The organism is Actinomycetospora lemnae (genome assembly GCF_028737315.1).
GTDB classification, from domain to species: Bacteria; Actinomycetota; Actinomycetes; order Mycobacteriales; family Pseudonocardiaceae; genus Actinomycetospora; species Actinomycetospora lemnae.
The window spans coordinates 27,084-42,727 of sequence record NZ_JAQZAO010000018.1 but is presented as its reverse complement, the minus strand read 5'-3'; the positions used below and the strand labels follow the sequence as shown (position 1 = coordinate 42,727).

The window sequence follows — 15,644 nt, the reverse complement described above, 5'->3', positions numbered from 1 at the left end:
CCTGTGGGTGATGCCCGCATTGCCTCGGGCCGCGTCGCCGTCGCACACTGTGGTGATGTGCGTCACGGTCCGGCTCGCCGGTCCGTTGCGCGTGGAGCGGGGCTCCCCGCCCGAGCCGCTGCGCATCGGCAGCCCGAAGGAGCGGCGCCTGCTCGCGCTGCTGGCCGCGCGGCGCCCCGCCGTGCTCACCGGCGACCAGCTCGCCGAGGAGCTGTGGGACGGCACCGGACCGCGCCGGCCGACCGCCGGGGTGGCGACGCTCGTCAGCCGCCTGCGCAGCCGCCTCGCCCCCGACGTCCTGCTCGGCGACCGCGGCGGCTACCGCCTCGGCGCCCCGCCGGCCGTCGTCGTGGACCTCGACGAGGCGCGCCGCCTGCTCGACGAGGCCGACCGCCGGCTCGCGGCCGGGGTCCCCGGGGTCGCCGCCGGCGCCACCGCTCGCGCACGGGAGCTGCTGGGCGCCGGCGAGCCGCTGCCCGAGGAGGCCGACGAGCCGTGGGTCGCGATGGCCCGCGACGAGTGGCGGGAGCTGGTGCGGCGCGCCCGGCACGCCGACGCCCGCGCGGCGCTCGCCCTCGGCGACGCGGAGCGCGCCCGCCAGGCCGCCGGCGAGGCCGTCGCCGCCGACCGGTTCGACGAGGCGGCCCACCGCCTGCTCATGCGCGCGCACCGGGACGCCGGCGAGCCGTCCCGCGCCGTCGAGCACTACCACCGGCTGCGCGCCGAGCTCGCGGAGGAGCTCGGCACCGAGCCGGCGGCGGCGACGCAGGCCGAGCACCTCGCGCTGCTCCAGGACCGGCCGCCGGCCGACGTCCCGAGCCCGCGGGCCGCCCCGGACGCCGCGACCACCGCCTCCGGGTGCGTCGGGCGCGCGGCGGAGATCGCCCGGCTCACGCAGCGGTGGGACGCGGCGACGCGGGGCCGGCCGGGTCTGGTGCTGCTCGCGGGCGAGGCGGGGATCGGCAAGACGCGCCTGGCCGACGAGCTCACCGCGCTCGCCGCGGCGACCGGGGGCCGCGTCGCCTCGGCGCGCTGCCACGGCGCCGAGCACTCGCTCTTCCTCCAGCCCCTGGTCGACGCGCTGACGCCCCTGGTGGCGGGCCTGCCCCTCCCCCCGGTCCTCGCGACCCTCTTCCCCGACCCCGTCACCCCGGTGCCCGACGGACCCCCCGACCCGCGCCGGGTCTTCGCCGCGCTCGCGGGCCTGCTCACCGAGGCCACGGCCACCGCGCCCCTGCTGCTCGTGCTCGACGACCTGCACAACGCCGGTCTCGCCACCGTCGAGCTGCTCCACTTCCTCGCGCTGCGGGCGGGCGGGGCGCGGGTCCTCGTGCTGGCGACCGTGCGGGCCGAGGAGGGCGCGGCCGCGCTCGCGCACCTCGACGACGTCGCCGACCGCCTCGACCTCGGGCCGCTCGACCCCGGTGCGGTCGCCGCGCTGGCCGACCGGGTCGGGCGCGCCGACCTCGGGCCGGCGATCCACCGCCGCACCCGCGGGCACCCCCTGTTCGTCGTGGAGGCCCTGCGCGGTCTCGTCGCCGGGGCGGGCGAGGTCCCCGAGTCCCTGCAGGCGGCGGTGCTCGCGCGCGTCCGGCGCCTGGGACCCGAGGTCGAGGAGCTGCTGCGCGCCGGCGCGGTCCTCGGCGCCACCGTCGACCCGGAGGTGGCGGCCGGCCTGCTCGAGCTCGGCGTCCCCGAGATCGTCCGGCGCTGCGAGCGCGCCGCGGGCGCCCGCCTGCTCGTCGCGACCCCGACCGCCTACGAGTTCGCCAACGACCTCCTCCACGAGGTGCTGCACGCGACCACGCCCGCGCCCGTGCGCCGCGTCCACCACCGCCGCGCGGCCGACCTCCTCGCCGCGACCCCGGAGGCCGCCGGCGCGCACGCCGCGGCCGCCGGCGACTGGCCCCGTGCGGCCCGCGCCCTGCTGCTCGCCGGCGAGACCGCCGCGCGCCGGGGCGCCATGGGCGACGCGGAGTCGCTGCACCTGCGGGCGCTCGCCGCGGCCGAGCAGGTCGCCGACCCCGAGATCACCGGCCGCGTGCTGCTCGCCCGGGCCCGCGCCCGCGAGGGCCTCGAGCGCCACGAGGAGGCGTGGAGCGACCTGCGTACCGCCGCCGACGCCGCGCGGGAGGCGGGCGACCGGCGCCTGGAGATGGCGGTCCTGCGCCAGCTCGGCGGCGACGTCCCCGTCGCGCTCGGGGTGCCGACGGCGGAGTGCGTGACGCACCTGCGCACGGGCCTGCGGCGCGCCGTCAGCCTCGGGGACCGCGGCGCCGAGGCCGACCTGCGCGGCCGCCTCGCGATCCTCGCGACCAACGACCTGCGCTTCGGCGAGGCCCTCGAGCAGGGACGCCGGGCCCTCGCGGCCGGGCGCGCCGCCGGCGGCGAGCGGGCGCTGCTCGCCGGGCTCGACGGGCTCAAGACCGCGTACGCCTACGCCGGCATGGTCGACGAGCTCGCCGGGGTGCTCGACGAGCTCGAGCCGCTGGCCCGGCGCCTCGATGCCGGCGTCCTGCAGTGGACGGTGTTCGAGGGGGCGTTCCCGGCGCTCGCCGTGGGCCGCTTCGCCGAGGCGCGGGCGCGGATCGCGGAGGCGTTCGCGGTGGCGCGGCACTCCGGGTACGGCGGGCACGACGCGTGGTTCCTCGCACACCTGGGCTGGGTCGCGCGCCTGGAGGGCGATCTCGACGAGGCGCTCGAGGTCGGGCGGCGCGCCGTCGTGCGCAGCGGCGCGGGCGGGCACCGGTGGTGGACGTCGACCGCCTGCGCGCTGCTGGCCACGACGCTGCGGGCGCGCGGGGACGACGCCGAGGCGTACGCCGTCGCCGCCCGGGGCCTGGAGCTCGCCGGGCGGGACGGGGCGGCGGCCTGCCGGCTGCGCTGCCTGGCCGTGCTCGCCGAGCTCGGGGACGGCGCCGACCGGCCGCCCGCCGACACCGCGCTCCTCGAGGCCGACCGCCTGCTCGCCGGTGTCACCGCCCCGCCGGCGACGGCGTGGGTGCTCGGCGTCGACGCCTACGTGGCGGTCACCCGGGCGTGGCTCGCCCGCGGCCGCGTCGCCCGCGCCGAGGCGACGCTCGCCCCGCTGCGGGCGGCGGTGCGCGCCCACGGGTGGCCGCACCTCGCGGGCGTCCTGGACGGGGCCGAGCCGTGACCGGCCCCGCGCACCACCGGCCGCGACATCGGGCGCAACGACCGGCGCAACGATCCCGCAACGGCCGGCGCGACGGTGTCCGGGCCCGGGGGTCGGCCCCGGGCACCGACACCCCGGAGGGCCGCGCGATGGCCGTGGACATGGACAAGGTGATGGAGCTCGTCGGCCGTGCGGTCGGCGACGTCGGGGCGACACTCGCGGCGGGCAACGTCGTGCTCGGGCACCGGCTGGGCCTGTACAAGGCACTCGCCGAGGGCCCGGCGACGCCGGAGGAGCTGGCCGCGCGGACCGACACCACCCCCCGCTACGTGGCCGAGTGGCTCGCGGGCCAGGCCGCGGGCGGCTACGTGCAGCACGACGACGGGACGTACTCGCTCTCCGAGGAGCAGGCCTTCGCCCTGACCAACCCCGACGGGCCGCTCTACGTGCCCGGCGCGTTCGTGCTGGCCACGGGCATCATCCGCAGCGAGCCCCGCATCACCGACGCCTTCCGCACCGGCGCGGGCGTCGGGTGGCACGAGCACCACGAGGACGTGTTCATCGGCTGCGAGGCGTTCTTCCGCGCCGGCTACATCGCCCACCTCGTCGACGAGTGGCTCCCGGCGCTCGACGGCGTCGTCGAGAAGCTGCAGCGCGGCGCCCGCGTCGCCGACGTCGGCTGCGGACACGGCGCCACGACCGTGCTGATGGCCCAGGCCTTCCCCGCGACGACCGTCATGGGCTCGGACTACCACGACGCCTCGATCGAGATGGCCCGCAAGCGCGCGGCCGACGCCGGGGTGGCCGAGCGCACCGGGTTCGAGGTGGCCGGCGCCCAGCGCTTCTCGGGCGCCGGGTACGACCTCGTCACCACCTTCGACTGCCTCCACGACATGGGCGACCCGCTCGGCGCGGCCCGCCGCATCCGCACCGCGCTCGACGCCGACGGGACGTGGTTGCTCGTCGAGCCCGCGGCCGGCGACACCGTCGCCGACAACCTCACCCCGGTCGGCCGGCTCTACTACGGCGCCTCGACGCTGTGCTGCACCCCCGCGGCCCGGTCGCAGGAGGGCGGGTACAGCCTCGGCGCGCAAGCCGGGCCGGCGGCGCTGCGCCAGGTCGCGACGGACGCCGGGTTCACCCGCTTCCGGCGTGTCACCGGCTCGCCGCTCAACGACGTCTACGAGATCCGGCCCTAGGGAGCGGGGTGCGGGCGAGGGAGCCGGACACCGTCGGCGCGATCGTGCGCGACGGGTTCCGGGTCGGCTACGAGGTGTTCGAGGGGCCCACCGGCGCGCCGGCGATCGTCCTGCTCACGTCGTGGGCGATCGTGCACATGCGCCAGTGGAAGCACCAGGTGCCGTTCCTCGCCCGCGAGTTCCGGGTGATCACCGTGGAGGGCCGCGGCAACGGCGACGCGGACCGGTCGCTCGACCCGGCGGCGTACCGGGACGTCGAGGCCGTGCAGGACGCGCTCGACGTCCTGGACGCCGTCGGGGTGGGGCGCGCGGTCGTCGTGGGGCTGTCCCTCGGCGGCCGGCGCGCCCTGCAGCTCGCCGCCTGGCACCCCGAGCGGGCCCTGGGTGTCGTCGCGATCGCCCCGACCCTGCCCTCGCTCGCGGTCACGTTCGACTTCGACGCCCCCCGCGACCGGTACGAGGGCTGGGAGAAGTTCAACCGCGAGCACTGGGAGACCGACTACCGGGACTTCGTCGAGTTCTTCGCCTCCCAGGTCTTCACCGACCCGCACGCCACGAAGCCGCTCGAGGACTTCGTGGCGTGGGCGCTGGACACCGACGGCCCGACCCTCGCGGCGACCGTGCCCGCGGTCGCCGCGGCGACGTCCGCGGACGCCGAGGTGGTCGGGCGGGCGGTGCGCTGCCCGGTGCTGGTCGTGCACGGGGACGCCGACGCCGTGGTGCCGTGGGCGTTCGGCGCGGCGCTCGCGCGGTGGGCCCGGGGCACGCTGCTCACGCTGCCCGACGGCGGGCACGCGCCCCCGCTGCGCGACCCGGTGCGGGTCAACCTCGCCGTCCGCGACTTCGCGCGCTCGGTCGCGCCCCCGCCGCCCCGGACGACGACCTGGACGCCCGCCCGGGCCCGCCGGCCGCGGGTGCTGGTCGTGAGCTCACCGATCGGGCTCGGCCACGCGCGCCGTGACGTCGCGATCGCCCGGGAGCTCGCCGTCGCCCACCCCGAGCTGGAGATCGACTGGCTGGCCCAGCACCCGGTGACCGCGCTGCTCGACCGGCACGGCCTGCGCCGCCACCCCGCGAGCGCGCTGCTGGCGTCGGAGAGCGCGCACATCGAGGACGAGGCGGGCGAGCACGACCTGCACGCGTTCCGGGCGATCCGGTCGATGGACGAGATCCTCGTCGCCAACTTCCACGTGTTCGCCGATGTCGTCGACGAGGGTCACTACGACCTCGTCGTCGCCGACGAGAGCTGGGAGATCGACCACTTCCTGCACGAGAACCCCGAGCTCAAGCGCGCGCCGTTCGCGTGGCTCACCGACGTCGTGGGCTGGCTGCCGATGCCCGACGGCGGCACGGTCGAGGCGGCGTTGACCGCCGACCAGAACGCCGAGATGGTCGAGCACGTGGCCCGCTACCCGCGGCTGCGCGACCGGTCGGTGTTCGTCGGCGAGCCCGGCGACCTGGTCACCGAGCCCCTCGGCCCCGGCCTGCCGACCGTGCGGGACTGGACCTGCGCGCACTTCGCGTTCAGCGGCTGGGTGTCCACCGCCGGTCCGGTCGGCGACCGCGACGAGCTGCGGGCCGCCCTGGGCTGGGCGCCCGACGAGCGCGTCTGCGTCGTCAGCGTCGGCGGCTCGGGCGTCGGCCGGCCGCTGCTCGAGCGGGTGGCGGCCGCGTACCCGCTGCTGCGCGAGCAGGTCCCCGGCCTGCGCCTGGTCGCGGTCGCCGGGCCCCGCATCGACCCGGCGTCGCTGCGGGTGCCGGCGGGCGTCGAGGTGCGCGGGCACGTCCCCGACCTCGAGCGCGAGCTCACGGCCGGCGACGTCGCGGTCGTCCAGGGCGGGCTGACGACGACGATGGAGCTCGCGATCGCCGGTCGGCCGTTCGTCTACGTCCCGCTCGAGCACCACTTCGAGCAACAGATCCACGTGCCGCACCGGCTCGCGCGGCTCGGCGCCGGGGTCCGGCTCGACTACGCCGACGCCACCCCGGAGACGGTGGCCGCGACCGTCGCCGCGCTCCTCGCCCGGCCGGTCCGCCCGGTCCCGGTGGACCCGGGCGGCGCGCGGCGGGCGGCGGACCTGCTCGGCGAGCTCCTGCCTCGTCGACCTCGGGCCTAGTTGACCTTGACGAGGTCCACGACGAACACGAGGTGGGCGTTCGCCGGGATCACCGGCGGCACGCCGCGGGCGCCGTAGCCCTGGTGCGGCGGGACGACGAGGATGCGCCGGCCGCCCTCGCGCATGCCGGAGATGCCGAGCTTGAAGCCGTCGATGACGCCCGAGAGCGGGAACTCGACGGGGGCGCCGCCGCGGGTCCACGACGAGTCGAACTCGCCGCCGTCCGACACGCGGATGCCCTGGTACTGGACCTGCACGGTGTCGCGCGGCCCGGCCTCGGCGCCGCCGCCGACGACGAGGTCGGTGATGTCGAGGTCGTTCGGCAGGGTGTCGGGGGTGACCGACGCGCCGGGCGCGCGGGTCAGGTCGTCGGTGTTGTCCACGGTGACCGCCATGCCCGAGACCCTACGGACGGCCGGGTCCGGCGTCGGTGGGGGCCGTCGCGGCCGCCAGCTCCTCGTCCTCGCGCGGGTCGTGGTCGCGGCCGAGCGCGAGGCCGATCGCGGACAGCACGCAGGCGAACGCGACGTACGCCGCCGCGGCCGCCCACCCCAGCTCGGCCTGCAGCGAGGTGAGCAGCAGCGGGGCCAGCGCGCCGCCCAGCACGCCGGCGACGGTGTAGCCCAGCGACGAGCCGGTGGAGCGCAGCCGCGGGCTGAACTGCTCGGTGATGAACGCGGCCTGCGGCCCGTACGCCGCGGCGTGCAGGGCGAGGCCGACGACGACCCCGAGCACGAGCAGCACGAACGACCCGGCGCCGACCAGCGGGAACAGCACGAACACCCAGACGCCGATGCCGATGACCGCGGCCGCCGACACCGCCCGCCGGTTCCACCGGTCGGACAGGGCCCCGAACGCCGGCACCAGCCCCAGCTGCAGCGCCGACCCGACGAGGACCGCCGAGAGCACCGCGGCGCGCTCGAAGCCGGCGGTGCGGGTGGCGTAGGTCAGGACGTAGACCGTGAGCAGCGAGTAGGCGACGTCGGGCCCGAGGCGGGAGAGGATCGCCGCGATCAGCCCGCGGGGCTGGGTGCGCAGCACCTCGCCGATCGGGCTGGCCGAGGTCTCCCCCGAGTCCTGGAGCGCCCGGAACACCGGGGTGTCCTCCAGCGTGATCCGGATCCACAGCCCGAACGCGACGAGCACCGCCGAGAGCAGGAACGCGACCCGCCAGCCCCAGGACAGCAGCTGCTCGCTGGTCAGCGTCGCGGCGAGGACGGCGAACACGCCGTTGGCCAGGAGGTTGCCCGCCGGCGGGCCGATCTGCGCCGCCGACGACCAGAAGCCGCGCCGGCGCGGATCGCCGAACTCGCCGGAGAGCAGCACGGCGCTCCCCCACTCGCCGCCGACCCCGACGCCCTGGGCGAACCGCAGGATCACCAGCACGATCGGCGCGGTGACGCCGATCGTGGCGTAGGTCGGGAGCAGGCCGATGAGGACGGTCGCGACGCCGATGAGCAGCAACGTCGTCACGAGCACGCGCTTGCGCCCGAGCGTGTCGCCGAGCCGCCCGAACACGAACCCGCCGACCGGGCGTGACACGTAGCCCACCGCGAAGGTGGTGAACGCGAGCAGCACCCCGGTCAGCGGGTCGTTGCCGGGGAAGAACAGCTGCGGGAAGACCAGCGCCGACGCCGTGCCGTAGACGGCGAAGTCGTAGTACTCCAGCGACGTCCCGGACAGCGACGCGACGAACGCCTTGCGCCTGGCGGCCATGCCCTACCGTTTCCCCCGTCCGGGGGCAGATCAGTCCTTCGGCCGCAGCCCCAGCACCGACCGCGCCTTGGCCCCGACGGTCTCCTTGATCCCGTTGGCGATGATGTCGAGCACGTCGCTGTCCCCGGACAGCTGGGAGCGGGCGGTGTTGAGCGCCTGCTGGATCGTCACGCGCGGCGGCACGAGCGGGATGTCCTTGTCGACCTTCGCGTCGACGACGAACGGCCGGTCGGCCGCGAGCGCGCGGTCCCACACCGGGCCGATGTGCCCGCGCTCGCGCAGCTCCATCCCGTCGAGCCCGAGCAGCATCGCCCACTGCGCGTAGGGCACGTCGGGGATCGCCTGGGACTGCGGGTCGGGGGCCTCGCCGAGCATCCCGCGCGTCTCCCACGACACGTAGGACAGGTCGTCGTTGGACAGGACGAGCACGACGAACCGCGGGTCGCTCCAGTCCCGCCAGTACCGCTGCACGGTGACCAGCTCGTTGATCCCGTTCATCTGCATCGCGCCGTCCCCGATCAGCGCGATCACCGGCCGGTCGGGGTGCGCGTTCTTCGCCGCGATCGCGTAGGGCATCCCGCCGCCCATCGACAGCAGCGTCCCCGACAGCGACCCGTACTGGCTGCCGTGCAGGGTGATGTCGCGGGCGTACCAGGACGTGGCGGTGCCGCAGTCGACGGCGAGCAGGGCGTCGTCGGGCAGGCGGTCGGACAGCTCGCGCACGACGAGCTCGGGGTTGAGCGCGCTGGTGTGGGCGTGGGCGCGCTGGACCGAGTAGTCGTCCCAGGCGCGGGTCCAGCGCTCCACCTGGCCGCGCCAGGAGCCGTCGGTGCGCCCGCGCAGGCGCGCGCGGAGCGCGGTCAGGGTCGCGGCGGCGTCACCGGTGAGGTTGACCTCGGTCTCGTAGCGGATGCCGCAGCGGGCGCCGTCGACGTCGATCTGCACCGCCCGCGCCTGCCCGGGCGCCGGGTAGTACTCGGTGTAGGGCATGGTCGAGCCGACGATGAGCAGCGTGTCGCACTCGCGCATGAGGTGCCACGACGCGGTCGTCCCGAGCAGCCCGATCGCCCCGGTGACCCACGGCGAGCGCTCGTCGACGACGCCCTTGCCGAGCAGCGCCGTCGCCATCCCCGCGCCGAGGGCGTTGGCGACCTCGGTGAGCTCCGCGGACGCGCCCAGCGCGCCGGCGCCCGCGAGGATCGCGACCTTCTCCCCGGCGTTGAGCACCTCGGCAGCGGCGTCGAGGGCGGCCTCCGGCGGCGCCGCGATCGTCGAGGAGGGCACGGCGGAGGTGTGGTAGTAGCCGTGGGCGTCCGGCGGCTCGACGACGGCGTCCTGCTCGAGGACGTCCGAGGGCAGGACGATCGCCGACACCGTGCGGTCGGCGAGGGCCGTGCGGCACGCGCGGTCGACCACGTGCCGGACCTGGCTCGGGTCCTTGACCTCGGCGAGGTAGCCCGCGACGTCCGAGAGCAGCGCGCCCAGGTCGATCTCCTGGTAGTAGCCGCCGCCCTGGGCGGTCTGCGCGGTGTGCCCGACGAGCGCGACGACGGGCTGGTGGTCGAGCTTCGCGTCGTAGAGGCCGTTGAGGGCGTGGACGGCGCCGGGCCCGCTGGTGACCGCGCAGCAGCCGATGGGCGAGCCGCCGTACTTGACGTCCGCGCAGGCGGCGAAGGCGGCGGTCTCCTCGTGGCGGACCTGGACGAACTCCGCGTCGTCCCGGGCGGGCAGGGCCGTGAAGATCCCGCCGATCCCGTCCCCCGGGTAGCCGTAGAAGCGGTGGACACCCCAGGCGGCGAGGCGGTCGAGCACGTGCGCGGCGACGTTCTTCGGTGCACTCACCCCGCAGGGCTCCCCGGGACGGCCGCCGGTCATGTGGGCGTCGAGGGCAGCCGTGCCGCCGGGGTCGGGTCGACCCGCACGCGGCTCGGCAGCGCGAGCACGGCGCCGTCGAGCGGGCCGACCTCGTCGAGCCCCTCGGTCTTGGTGGTCACGAGCATCAGCTCGCCGGTGAAGGTGACGCTGGTCGGCTGGCGGGCCGGGAGCGGCACCGTGCCGAGCAGACCGCCGTCGGGGGCGAAGGCGGCGACGCAGCCGCCGCCGTGCATCGCCGCCCACAGCCGCCCGTCGCGGTCGACGACCAGCCCGTCGGGGTTGCCCGGCAGCTCGTGGGTGCGGGCGAAGGGCCGGCGGCCGGACAGCGCCCCGGTGGCCGGGTCGAGGTCGAACGCGTCGATGGCGTCGTGCGGGGTGTCCGCGAGGAACATCGTCCGCCCGCCGTCGGCGAACGCCGGGCCGTTGGGCACCGTGAGCCCGTCGACGGCCGTGGTCACCGCGCCGTCGGGGCCGACGCGGTGCAGCGAGCCGGCGGCCTCGGTCTGGTCCCACGCCATGATCCCGACCCAGAACGCGCCGGCGGGGTCGCACACGGCGTCGTTGACGCGCCGCGGCGGGCCGGGTGCCGTGCCGGGGTGGGCGAGCCACGCGGGTCGCCCGTCGGCGTCGAGGACGGCGACGCCGGTGCCGGTGGCGGCGAGCCAGGTGCCGGGGCGGTCCGCGAGGGGCGCCACGGCCCCCAGCGGGCCGTCGACGCGCAGCACCTCGACCAGCGAGGACGCGTCGTCGCCGACACGCAGGAGCCGGCCGGCGAGCAGGTCGACGAGGACGACCGTGCCGTCGGCGAGCAGCCGCAGCCCCTCGCCGAGCTCGAGCCGGCCGTCGCCGGCGGGCCGGACGTGGCCGGCGTCGACGAGCTCGTCGGGACCCGCCACGTCACATGTCCAGCGGCGGCAGCGGGCGCAGCGGGCCGTCGAGGGGCTCGGGCGGCGTGCCGTCGGCGCCGAAGGGCGAACCGCCGAGCTCCTCACGGTGGTGGGGCTCCAGCCAGACCGACGGCTCGGGGCCGAGCGGGACGATCTGCGTGGGATTGATGCTGGTGTGCACCTGGTGGTAGTGCCGCTTGATGTGGTCGAAGTCGACCGTGTCCCCGAACCCCGGGGTCTGGTAGAGGTCGCGGGCGTAGGGCCAGAGGTTGGCGAACTCCGCGAGCTTCTGCCGGTTGCACTTGAAGTGGCCGTGGTAGACGGCGTCGAAGCGCACCAGCGTCGTGAACAGGCGGATGTCGGCCTCGGTGATGTGGTCGCCGACCAGGTAGCGCTGGTCCTCCAGCCGCTCGTCGAGCTCGTCGAGGCGGGCGAAGAGCGCCGCGTAGGCCTCCTCGTAGCGCGCCTGCTTCGTCGCGAACCCCGCCTTGTAGACGCCGTTGTTGACGTCGTGGAAGACGCCCTCGTTGACCGCGTCGATCTCCTCGCGCAGCCCCTCGGGGTAGAGCGTCGGCGCGCCGGGCCGCTGGTACTTCGCCCACTCGATCCCGAGGTCGATGGTGATCTGCGGGTAGTCGTTGGTGACGAGCAGCCCCGTCGACTCCTCGACCAGCGCCGGGACGCTGACGCCGTTCTCCGTGCCGTGGTCCGGGTCGCGGGCCAGGTAGGCCTCCTCGAGGTACCGGTAGCCCAGCACGGGGTCGGCGCCGTCCTCGTCGAGGGTGAAGCGCCACGACCGGTCGTCCTGCAGCGGGTCGACGATCGCCAGCGAGATCGCGTCCTCGAGGCCCATGAGGCGCCGGACGATGAGCGAGCGGTGCGCCCACGGGCAGGCGAGCGAGACCACGAGCCGGTAGCGATCGGGCTCGGCGGGCCACTGATCGTCGCCGGAGGGCTCGGCGACGATCCGGTCGGCGAACCGGGGACCCTGCCGGCGGAACGAGCCGCTGCTGTCGGCGTAGGGGCTGTTGCCCACGGGGGCGTCGGTGGGGGTGCTCACGAGCCCTCGGGTGCCCCGGCGCGGCCCGGCGGCAACGTCCGGGCGCGCTGCGGGTGACGCCGCCGCAGCAACCACCACTCCGCGATGAGCAGGTTGACGATCCAGCTCGTCCACACCGACGCCGGTCCCGCATCCATGATCAGCTCCGGGTTGCCGGGATCGATCAGCCAGAGCACGACGACGTAGACCGCGATCCAGAACCGGTTGACGATGATCGAGAAGGTCAGCGCGACGCTGCGGATCATCCAGGCCCGGTGGTCGGCGTACCGGCGCTGCCGCGCGGCACGCCAGCCGGCGATCGAGGTCCCGAGCCAGAGCACCGCCAGGAAGGTGTTCCCCACCGAGGACGCGAACCCCGTGGTGCTCATCGGCGCGACGCCCAGCACCGCGATCCCGCCGGGCAGCACGCCGCCGAGCAGGTAGACGCGTCCCGAGATCCGGTGGACCCGCGGGTGGCGACGCCGCAGCCACGGCCACATCTGCAGGCAGGCCGTCACCAGCGCGACCGAGCCGCAGACGATGTGCGTCCACAGCAGGGGGTAGTGCAGCGCGTCGTCCGGACGGATCGGGACGCGGGACTGCGCGGGATCGAGGCCCAGGTAGGCCGGCAGCTCGAGCACGAGGAACACCGCGACCACGAGCGCGGCCACCACGAGCCCGATCCGGACGCGGCGCGGGTCGGTGGTGGTGCGCGGGCGGCGGCGCGCGCCGGCGTCGGGGGGTGGGTCGGCGTCGTGGACGGTCGTCATGTGCGTAAGCCTTACGCAGCTCGCGTATTCGTGTCTACCCTCCTCCTCGTGCGACGATCCCTCCCGTGCCCGAGCCCGTCACCGACCCCCGCTGGGCCCCGCCGCCGCCCCCGACGGCCCGCCGGCCGTTGACCCGCGCCGCGATCGTCGACGCCGCCGTGGCCCTGGCCGACGCCGAGGGGCTCGAGGCGGTGTCCATGCCGCGCCTGGCCCGCACGCTGGACGCGGCGCCGATGTCGCTCTACCGGCACGTGCCGCACAAGGACGCGCTGGTCGACCTCATGCTCGACGCGGCGATCGGTGACCCGCCGCCGAGCGCCGGCCCGTGGCGGGACGCCCTGACCGCCTGGGCGCGGGGCAACCGGGCGGTCTTCCGTGACCACCCGTGGACGCTGCCGCTGGTGAGCGGCCCGCGGCGGATGGGCCCGGCCGAGTGCGCGTGGGGCGAGGCGGCCCTGCGCATCGGTGTGGACGCCGGGTTCCCGCTGACCGAGGCCATCGCCGTGGTGCACCTGGTCAACAGCTACGTGCGCGGGGCGTCCGTCCCCCTCGACGACCGGGCGCCCTCCGTGTCCGATCTGCACGCCTCCGGTCGCGCCGGCGAGTTCCCCCTGTTCCTGAGCCTGCTCGAGGCCACGGTCGACGAGCCCCCGGACGCGGCGGCGCGGATGTTCGACGACGGCCTCGCCCGCATCCTCGACGGCGTCGAGCGACACCGGGACGCGCTCACGCGCTGATCCGTCGGACGATCGGCACGGACAACGCCGATCTCCTGCCTGATCGTCCGGGGTCGTCGCCGCCTGATCGACGCGGTGTGCGCTGGTCGACGCGGGGGTGACCGGGCCCGCACGGGGCCCGCCACCCCGGAGGAACGTCATGGGCCGCACCGTCAGCGCCACCATCACCCTCTCCCTCGACGGCTTCGCCGCCGGCCCGGGCGGGGACATGTCCTGGCTCGTCGAGACCGCCCTGCACGAGCAGTGCGCGTCGGGCTTCGCCGGCTGGTACCGCGGCGTCGACACCGTCCTGCTCGGCCGCACCAACGACGAGGGCTTCCACGGCTTCTGGCCCGCCGTGGCCGACGACCCCGCCGACGACCCCGCCGCCGACCCCCGCAGCCGCGCGTTCTCCCGCTGGTTCGACGCCGTCGAGAAGGTCGTCGTGTCCCGCACGCTCGACGAGGCGACCACCGGCGCGGTCGTGTCCGTGCTGCGCCGGCACTGACCACGACGACCGGAGGAGGGAGCAGAGAACGATGAGCAGGATCGTGCTGTGCATGTGGATGTCCGTCGACGGGTTCATCGCAGGCCCGGACGACGGGCCCGAGCAGGGCCTCGGGGTCGGCGGTGAGCGGCTGCACGACTTCCTCGCCTTCGACGACGGGGGCGACCACCCGACGTCCGCGCGGACACGCGACGAGGTCGGGGCGACGGTCATGGCCGAGCTGATGGGCTCCGGCGCGGTGCTCACCGGCCGGCGCACCTTCGACTTCGCGGGCGGGTGGGGCGGCGACCACCACGACGGGGTCCCGATCTTCGTGCTGACCCGCTCGGCGCCCGCCGCACCCGCGACCGGGCACGCCCGCTACGTCACCGACGTGCGCGAGGCGGCGGCGCTCGCGAGGGAGGCCGCCGGCGACCGGGACGTGCTGCTCCACGGCGCGTCGGCCGCCCGGGCCTGCCTGGCGGCCGGGGTGCTCGACGAGATGGCGCTGCAGGTGGTGCCGGTGCTGCTCGGGCAGGGGCGGCGGCTCTTCGGTGACGGTCCGGACGAGCTGCCAGGACACGTCGAGCTCGAGCTGCTGCGCACGCTCGACGGGCCCGGGATGGTGCACCTGCGCTACCGCGTGCTGGGGGGTGGGTCGTGATGGCGATCCGCCTCGACATGAGCGTCTCGCTGGACGGGTTCGTCGCCGGACCCGACGACCGGCCCGACCAGCCGCTGGGCGACGGGGGCTTCCGCCTGTTCAACTGGCTCGACCACCGGCACGACCCGGGACCCTCGGGCGCGGTGTACGCGGAGGCGATGGCCACCCGCGCCGTGCTGTCGGGCCGGCGCACCTACGAGCTCGCGGGTCGCTGGGGCGGCGACCACCACGACGGCGTGCCGATCGTCGTGCTCACCCACGCCGTGCCCGACGACCCGCCGCCCGGCAGCGTCGTCCACGCCACCGACGTCGCCGAGGCCGCCGCCCGGGCCCGCGCGGCGGCCGGGGACGGCGACGTGCTGGTCCACGGGGCGGGCGCCGCCCAGGCGCTGCTGCGCGCCGGGGAGATCGACGAGATCGAGCTGCACCTCGTGCCCGTCCTGCTCGGCCGGGGCCGGCGGCTGTTCGACCACCTCCCGGCGCGGCACGTCGAGCTGGAGCTGGTCCGCCGTCTCGAGGGCACGCCCACCACGTCCCGCGCGCACCGGGTGACGCACCTGCGCTACCGGGTCCGCCGGGCTGTCGATTTCCCCGTCCCGTCCGCGACGACAAGATGAGGGCCCCACCGCGGGGCCCCGGGAGTCCGAGGAGACGACGATGGGCCGTTACCTGATCCTGCTCTACGAGGACGAGGCGTCCTGGGCCGCGGTCGGCCAGGAGGAGACCGCGGCGATCCTCGCCGCGCACCGCCGCTTCGGCGAGGCGCACGGCGACGTGCTGCGCGGCGGGGGCTGGCTGCACCCGACGGCCACGGCGACGGCGGTCCGCGGGCCCGGCGGCGGCGGCAACGCCGACGCCCCGGGCTTCGCGGCCGGCGAGGACGCGCTGGTCACCGACGGGCCGTACGTGGAGACCAAGGAGGCGCTCGGCGGGTTCTACCTGGTCGAGGTGCCCGACCTGGACAGCGCGCTGGCGCTGGCCCGGGAGGTCCCCGCGCCGTTCGGCGGCGTCGAGGTGCGGCCGCTGCGGGAGACGTGA

General features: G+C 76.2%; 14 protein-coding genes. 8 read left to right on the top strand and 6 right to left on the bottom strand.

What is annotated here, in order from left to right:
* Positions 1 to 55 precede the first annotated feature (55 nt).
* From PGB27_RS27140 to PGB27_RS27130, 3 genes are all read left to right on the top strand, one after another.
* On the top strand, positions 56 to 3,157 hold the full coding sequence (locus PGB27_RS27140) for an ATP-binding protein (RefSeq protein WP_274203569.1): 3,102 nt from the start codon (positions 56 to 58) through the stop codon (positions 3,155 to 3,157).
* A 128-nt stretch (positions 3,158 to 3,285) separates the two neighbouring features.
* Complete coding sequence (locus PGB27_RS27135) at positions 3,286 to 4,335, top strand: class I SAM-dependent methyltransferase (protein ID WP_332843879.1); 1,050 nt, start codon at positions 3,286 to 3,288, stop codon at positions 4,333 to 4,335.
* An 8-nt stretch (positions 4,336 to 4,343) separates the two neighbouring features.
* Positions 4,344 to 6,452: an alpha/beta hydrolase gene (locus PGB27_RS27130; protein WP_274203568.1), complete on the top strand. Its 2,109-nt coding sequence runs from the start codon at positions 4,344 to 4,346 to the stop codon at positions 6,450 to 6,452.
* Here the strand turns inward: PGB27_RS27130 and PGB27_RS27125 are convergent.
* From PGB27_RS27125 to PGB27_RS27100, 6 genes are read right to left on the bottom strand one after another with little or no spacing between them, the layout of a single operon-like run.
* Positions 6,449 to 6,847: an FKBP-type peptidyl-prolyl cis-trans isomerase gene (locus PGB27_RS27125; RefSeq protein ID WP_274203567.1), complete on the bottom strand. Its 399-nt coding sequence runs from the start codon at positions 6,845 to 6,847 to the stop codon at positions 6,449 to 6,451. The genes PGB27_RS27130 and PGB27_RS27125 overlap by 4 nt on opposite strands.
* A 10-nt stretch (positions 6,848 to 6,857) precedes the next feature.
* A complete protein-coding gene (locus PGB27_RS27120) occupies positions 6,858 to 8,168 on the bottom strand; it encodes an MFS transporter (RefSeq protein ID WP_274203566.1) in 1,311 nt (436 codons plus the stop codon).
* 30 nt (positions 8,169 to 8,198) lie between these two features.
* Positions 8,199 to 10,043 (bottom strand): thiamine pyrophosphate-requiring protein, encoded by a 1,845-nt coding sequence (locus PGB27_RS27115; protein WP_408630130.1) that lies wholly within the window; start codon positions 10,041 to 10,043, stop codon positions 8,199 to 8,201.
* Positions 10,040 to 10,939 (bottom strand): SMP-30/gluconolactonase/LRE family protein, encoded by a 900-nt coding sequence (locus tag PGB27_RS27110; RefSeq protein WP_274203564.1) that lies wholly within the window; start codon positions 10,937 to 10,939, stop codon positions 10,040 to 10,042. Before PGB27_RS27110 ends, PGB27_RS27115 begins: the two co-directional genes overlap by 4 nt.
* 1 nt (position 10,940) lies before the next feature.
* Positions 10,941 to 11,990 (bottom strand): glutathione S-transferase family protein, encoded by a 1,050-nt coding sequence (locus tag PGB27_RS27105; protein WP_408630129.1) that lies wholly within the window; start codon positions 11,988 to 11,990, stop codon positions 10,941 to 10,943.
* Positions 11,987 to 12,739 (bottom strand): DUF2306 domain-containing protein, encoded by a 753-nt coding sequence (locus tag PGB27_RS27100; protein ID WP_274203563.1) that lies wholly within the window; start codon positions 12,737 to 12,739, stop codon positions 11,987 to 11,989. Before PGB27_RS27100 ends, PGB27_RS27105 begins: the two co-directional genes overlap by 4 nt.
* Positions 12,740 to 12,804: 65 nt before the next feature.
* On the opposite strand from PGB27_RS27100, the gene PGB27_RS27095 reads away from it, so the two are divergent.
* The 5 genes from PGB27_RS27095 to PGB27_RS27075 all read left to right on the top strand — a co-directional run bounded on the left by PGB27_RS27095 (position 12,805) and on the right by PGB27_RS27075 (position 15,644).
* The gene (locus tag PGB27_RS27095; protein ID WP_274203562.1) at positions 12,805 to 13,476 is read left to right on the top strand and encodes a TetR/AcrR family transcriptional regulator; all 672 of its coding nucleotides are present in this window, start codon (positions 12,805 to 12,807) and stop codon (positions 13,474 to 13,476) included.
* 139 nt (positions 13,477 to 13,615) lie between these two features.
* Positions 13,616 to 13,963, top strand: coding sequence for a dihydrofolate reductase family protein (locus PGB27_RS27090; protein WP_274203561.1), 348 nt, complete (start codon positions 13,616 to 13,618; stop codon positions 13,961 to 13,963).
* Positions 13,964 to 13,994: 31 nt separating this feature from the next.
* Positions 13,995 to 14,606, top strand: coding sequence for a dihydrofolate reductase family protein (locus tag PGB27_RS27085; protein WP_274203560.1), 612 nt, complete (start codon positions 13,995 to 13,997; stop codon positions 14,604 to 14,606).
* The gene (locus PGB27_RS27080; protein ID WP_274203559.1) at positions 14,606 to 15,223 is read left to right on the top strand and encodes a dihydrofolate reductase family protein; all 618 of its coding nucleotides are present in this window, start codon (positions 14,606 to 14,608) and stop codon (positions 15,221 to 15,223) included. Before PGB27_RS27085 ends, PGB27_RS27080 begins: the two co-directional genes overlap by 1 nt.
* Positions 15,224 to 15,263: 40 nt before the next feature.
* Positions 15,264 to 15,644, top strand: coding sequence for a YciI family protein (locus tag PGB27_RS27075; RefSeq protein WP_274203558.1), 381 nt, complete (start codon positions 15,264 to 15,266; stop codon positions 15,642 to 15,644).

Excerpts from the sequence above, each read along its gene's own strand:
- PGB27_RS27120 (WP_274203566.1), bottom strand. The coding sequence starts at position 8,168 with ATGGCCGCCAGGCGCAAGGCGTTCGTCGCGTCGCTGTCCGGGACGTCG.
- PGB27_RS27125 (WP_274203567.1), bottom strand. The coding sequence starts at position 6,847 with ATGGCGGTCACCGTGGACAACACCGACGACCTGACCCGCGCGCCCGGC.
- PGB27_RS27085 (WP_274203560.1), top strand. The coding sequence starts at position 13,995 with ATGAGCAGGATCGTGCTGTGCATGTGGATGTCCGTCGACGGGTTCATC.
- PGB27_RS27080 (WP_274203559.1), top strand. The coding sequence starts at position 14,606 with ATGGCGATCCGCCTCGACATGAGCGTCTCGCTGGACGGGTTCGTCGCC.
- PGB27_RS27115 (WP_408630130.1), bottom strand. The coding sequence starts at position 10,043 with ATGACCGGCGGCCGTCCCGGGGAGCCCTGCGGGGTGAGTGCACCGAAG.
- PGB27_RS27135 (WP_332843879.1), top strand. The coding sequence starts at position 3,286 with ATGGCCGTGGACATGGACAAGGTGATGGAGCTCGTCGGCCGTGCGGTC.
- PGB27_RS27090 (WP_274203561.1), top strand. The coding sequence starts at position 13,616 with ATGGGCCGCACCGTCAGCGCCACCATCACCCTCTCCCTCGACGGCTTC.
- PGB27_RS27075 (WP_274203558.1), top strand. The coding sequence starts at position 15,264 with ATGGGCCGTTACCTGATCCTGCTCTACGAGGACGAGGCGTCCTGGGCC.
- PGB27_RS27140 (WP_274203569.1), top strand. The coding sequence starts at position 56 with ATGTGCGTCACGGTCCGGCTCGCCGGTCCGTTGCGCGTGGAGCGGGGC.
- PGB27_RS27100 (WP_274203563.1), bottom strand. The coding sequence starts at position 12,739 with ATGACGACCGTCCACGACGCCGACCCACCCCCCGACGCCGGCGCGCGC.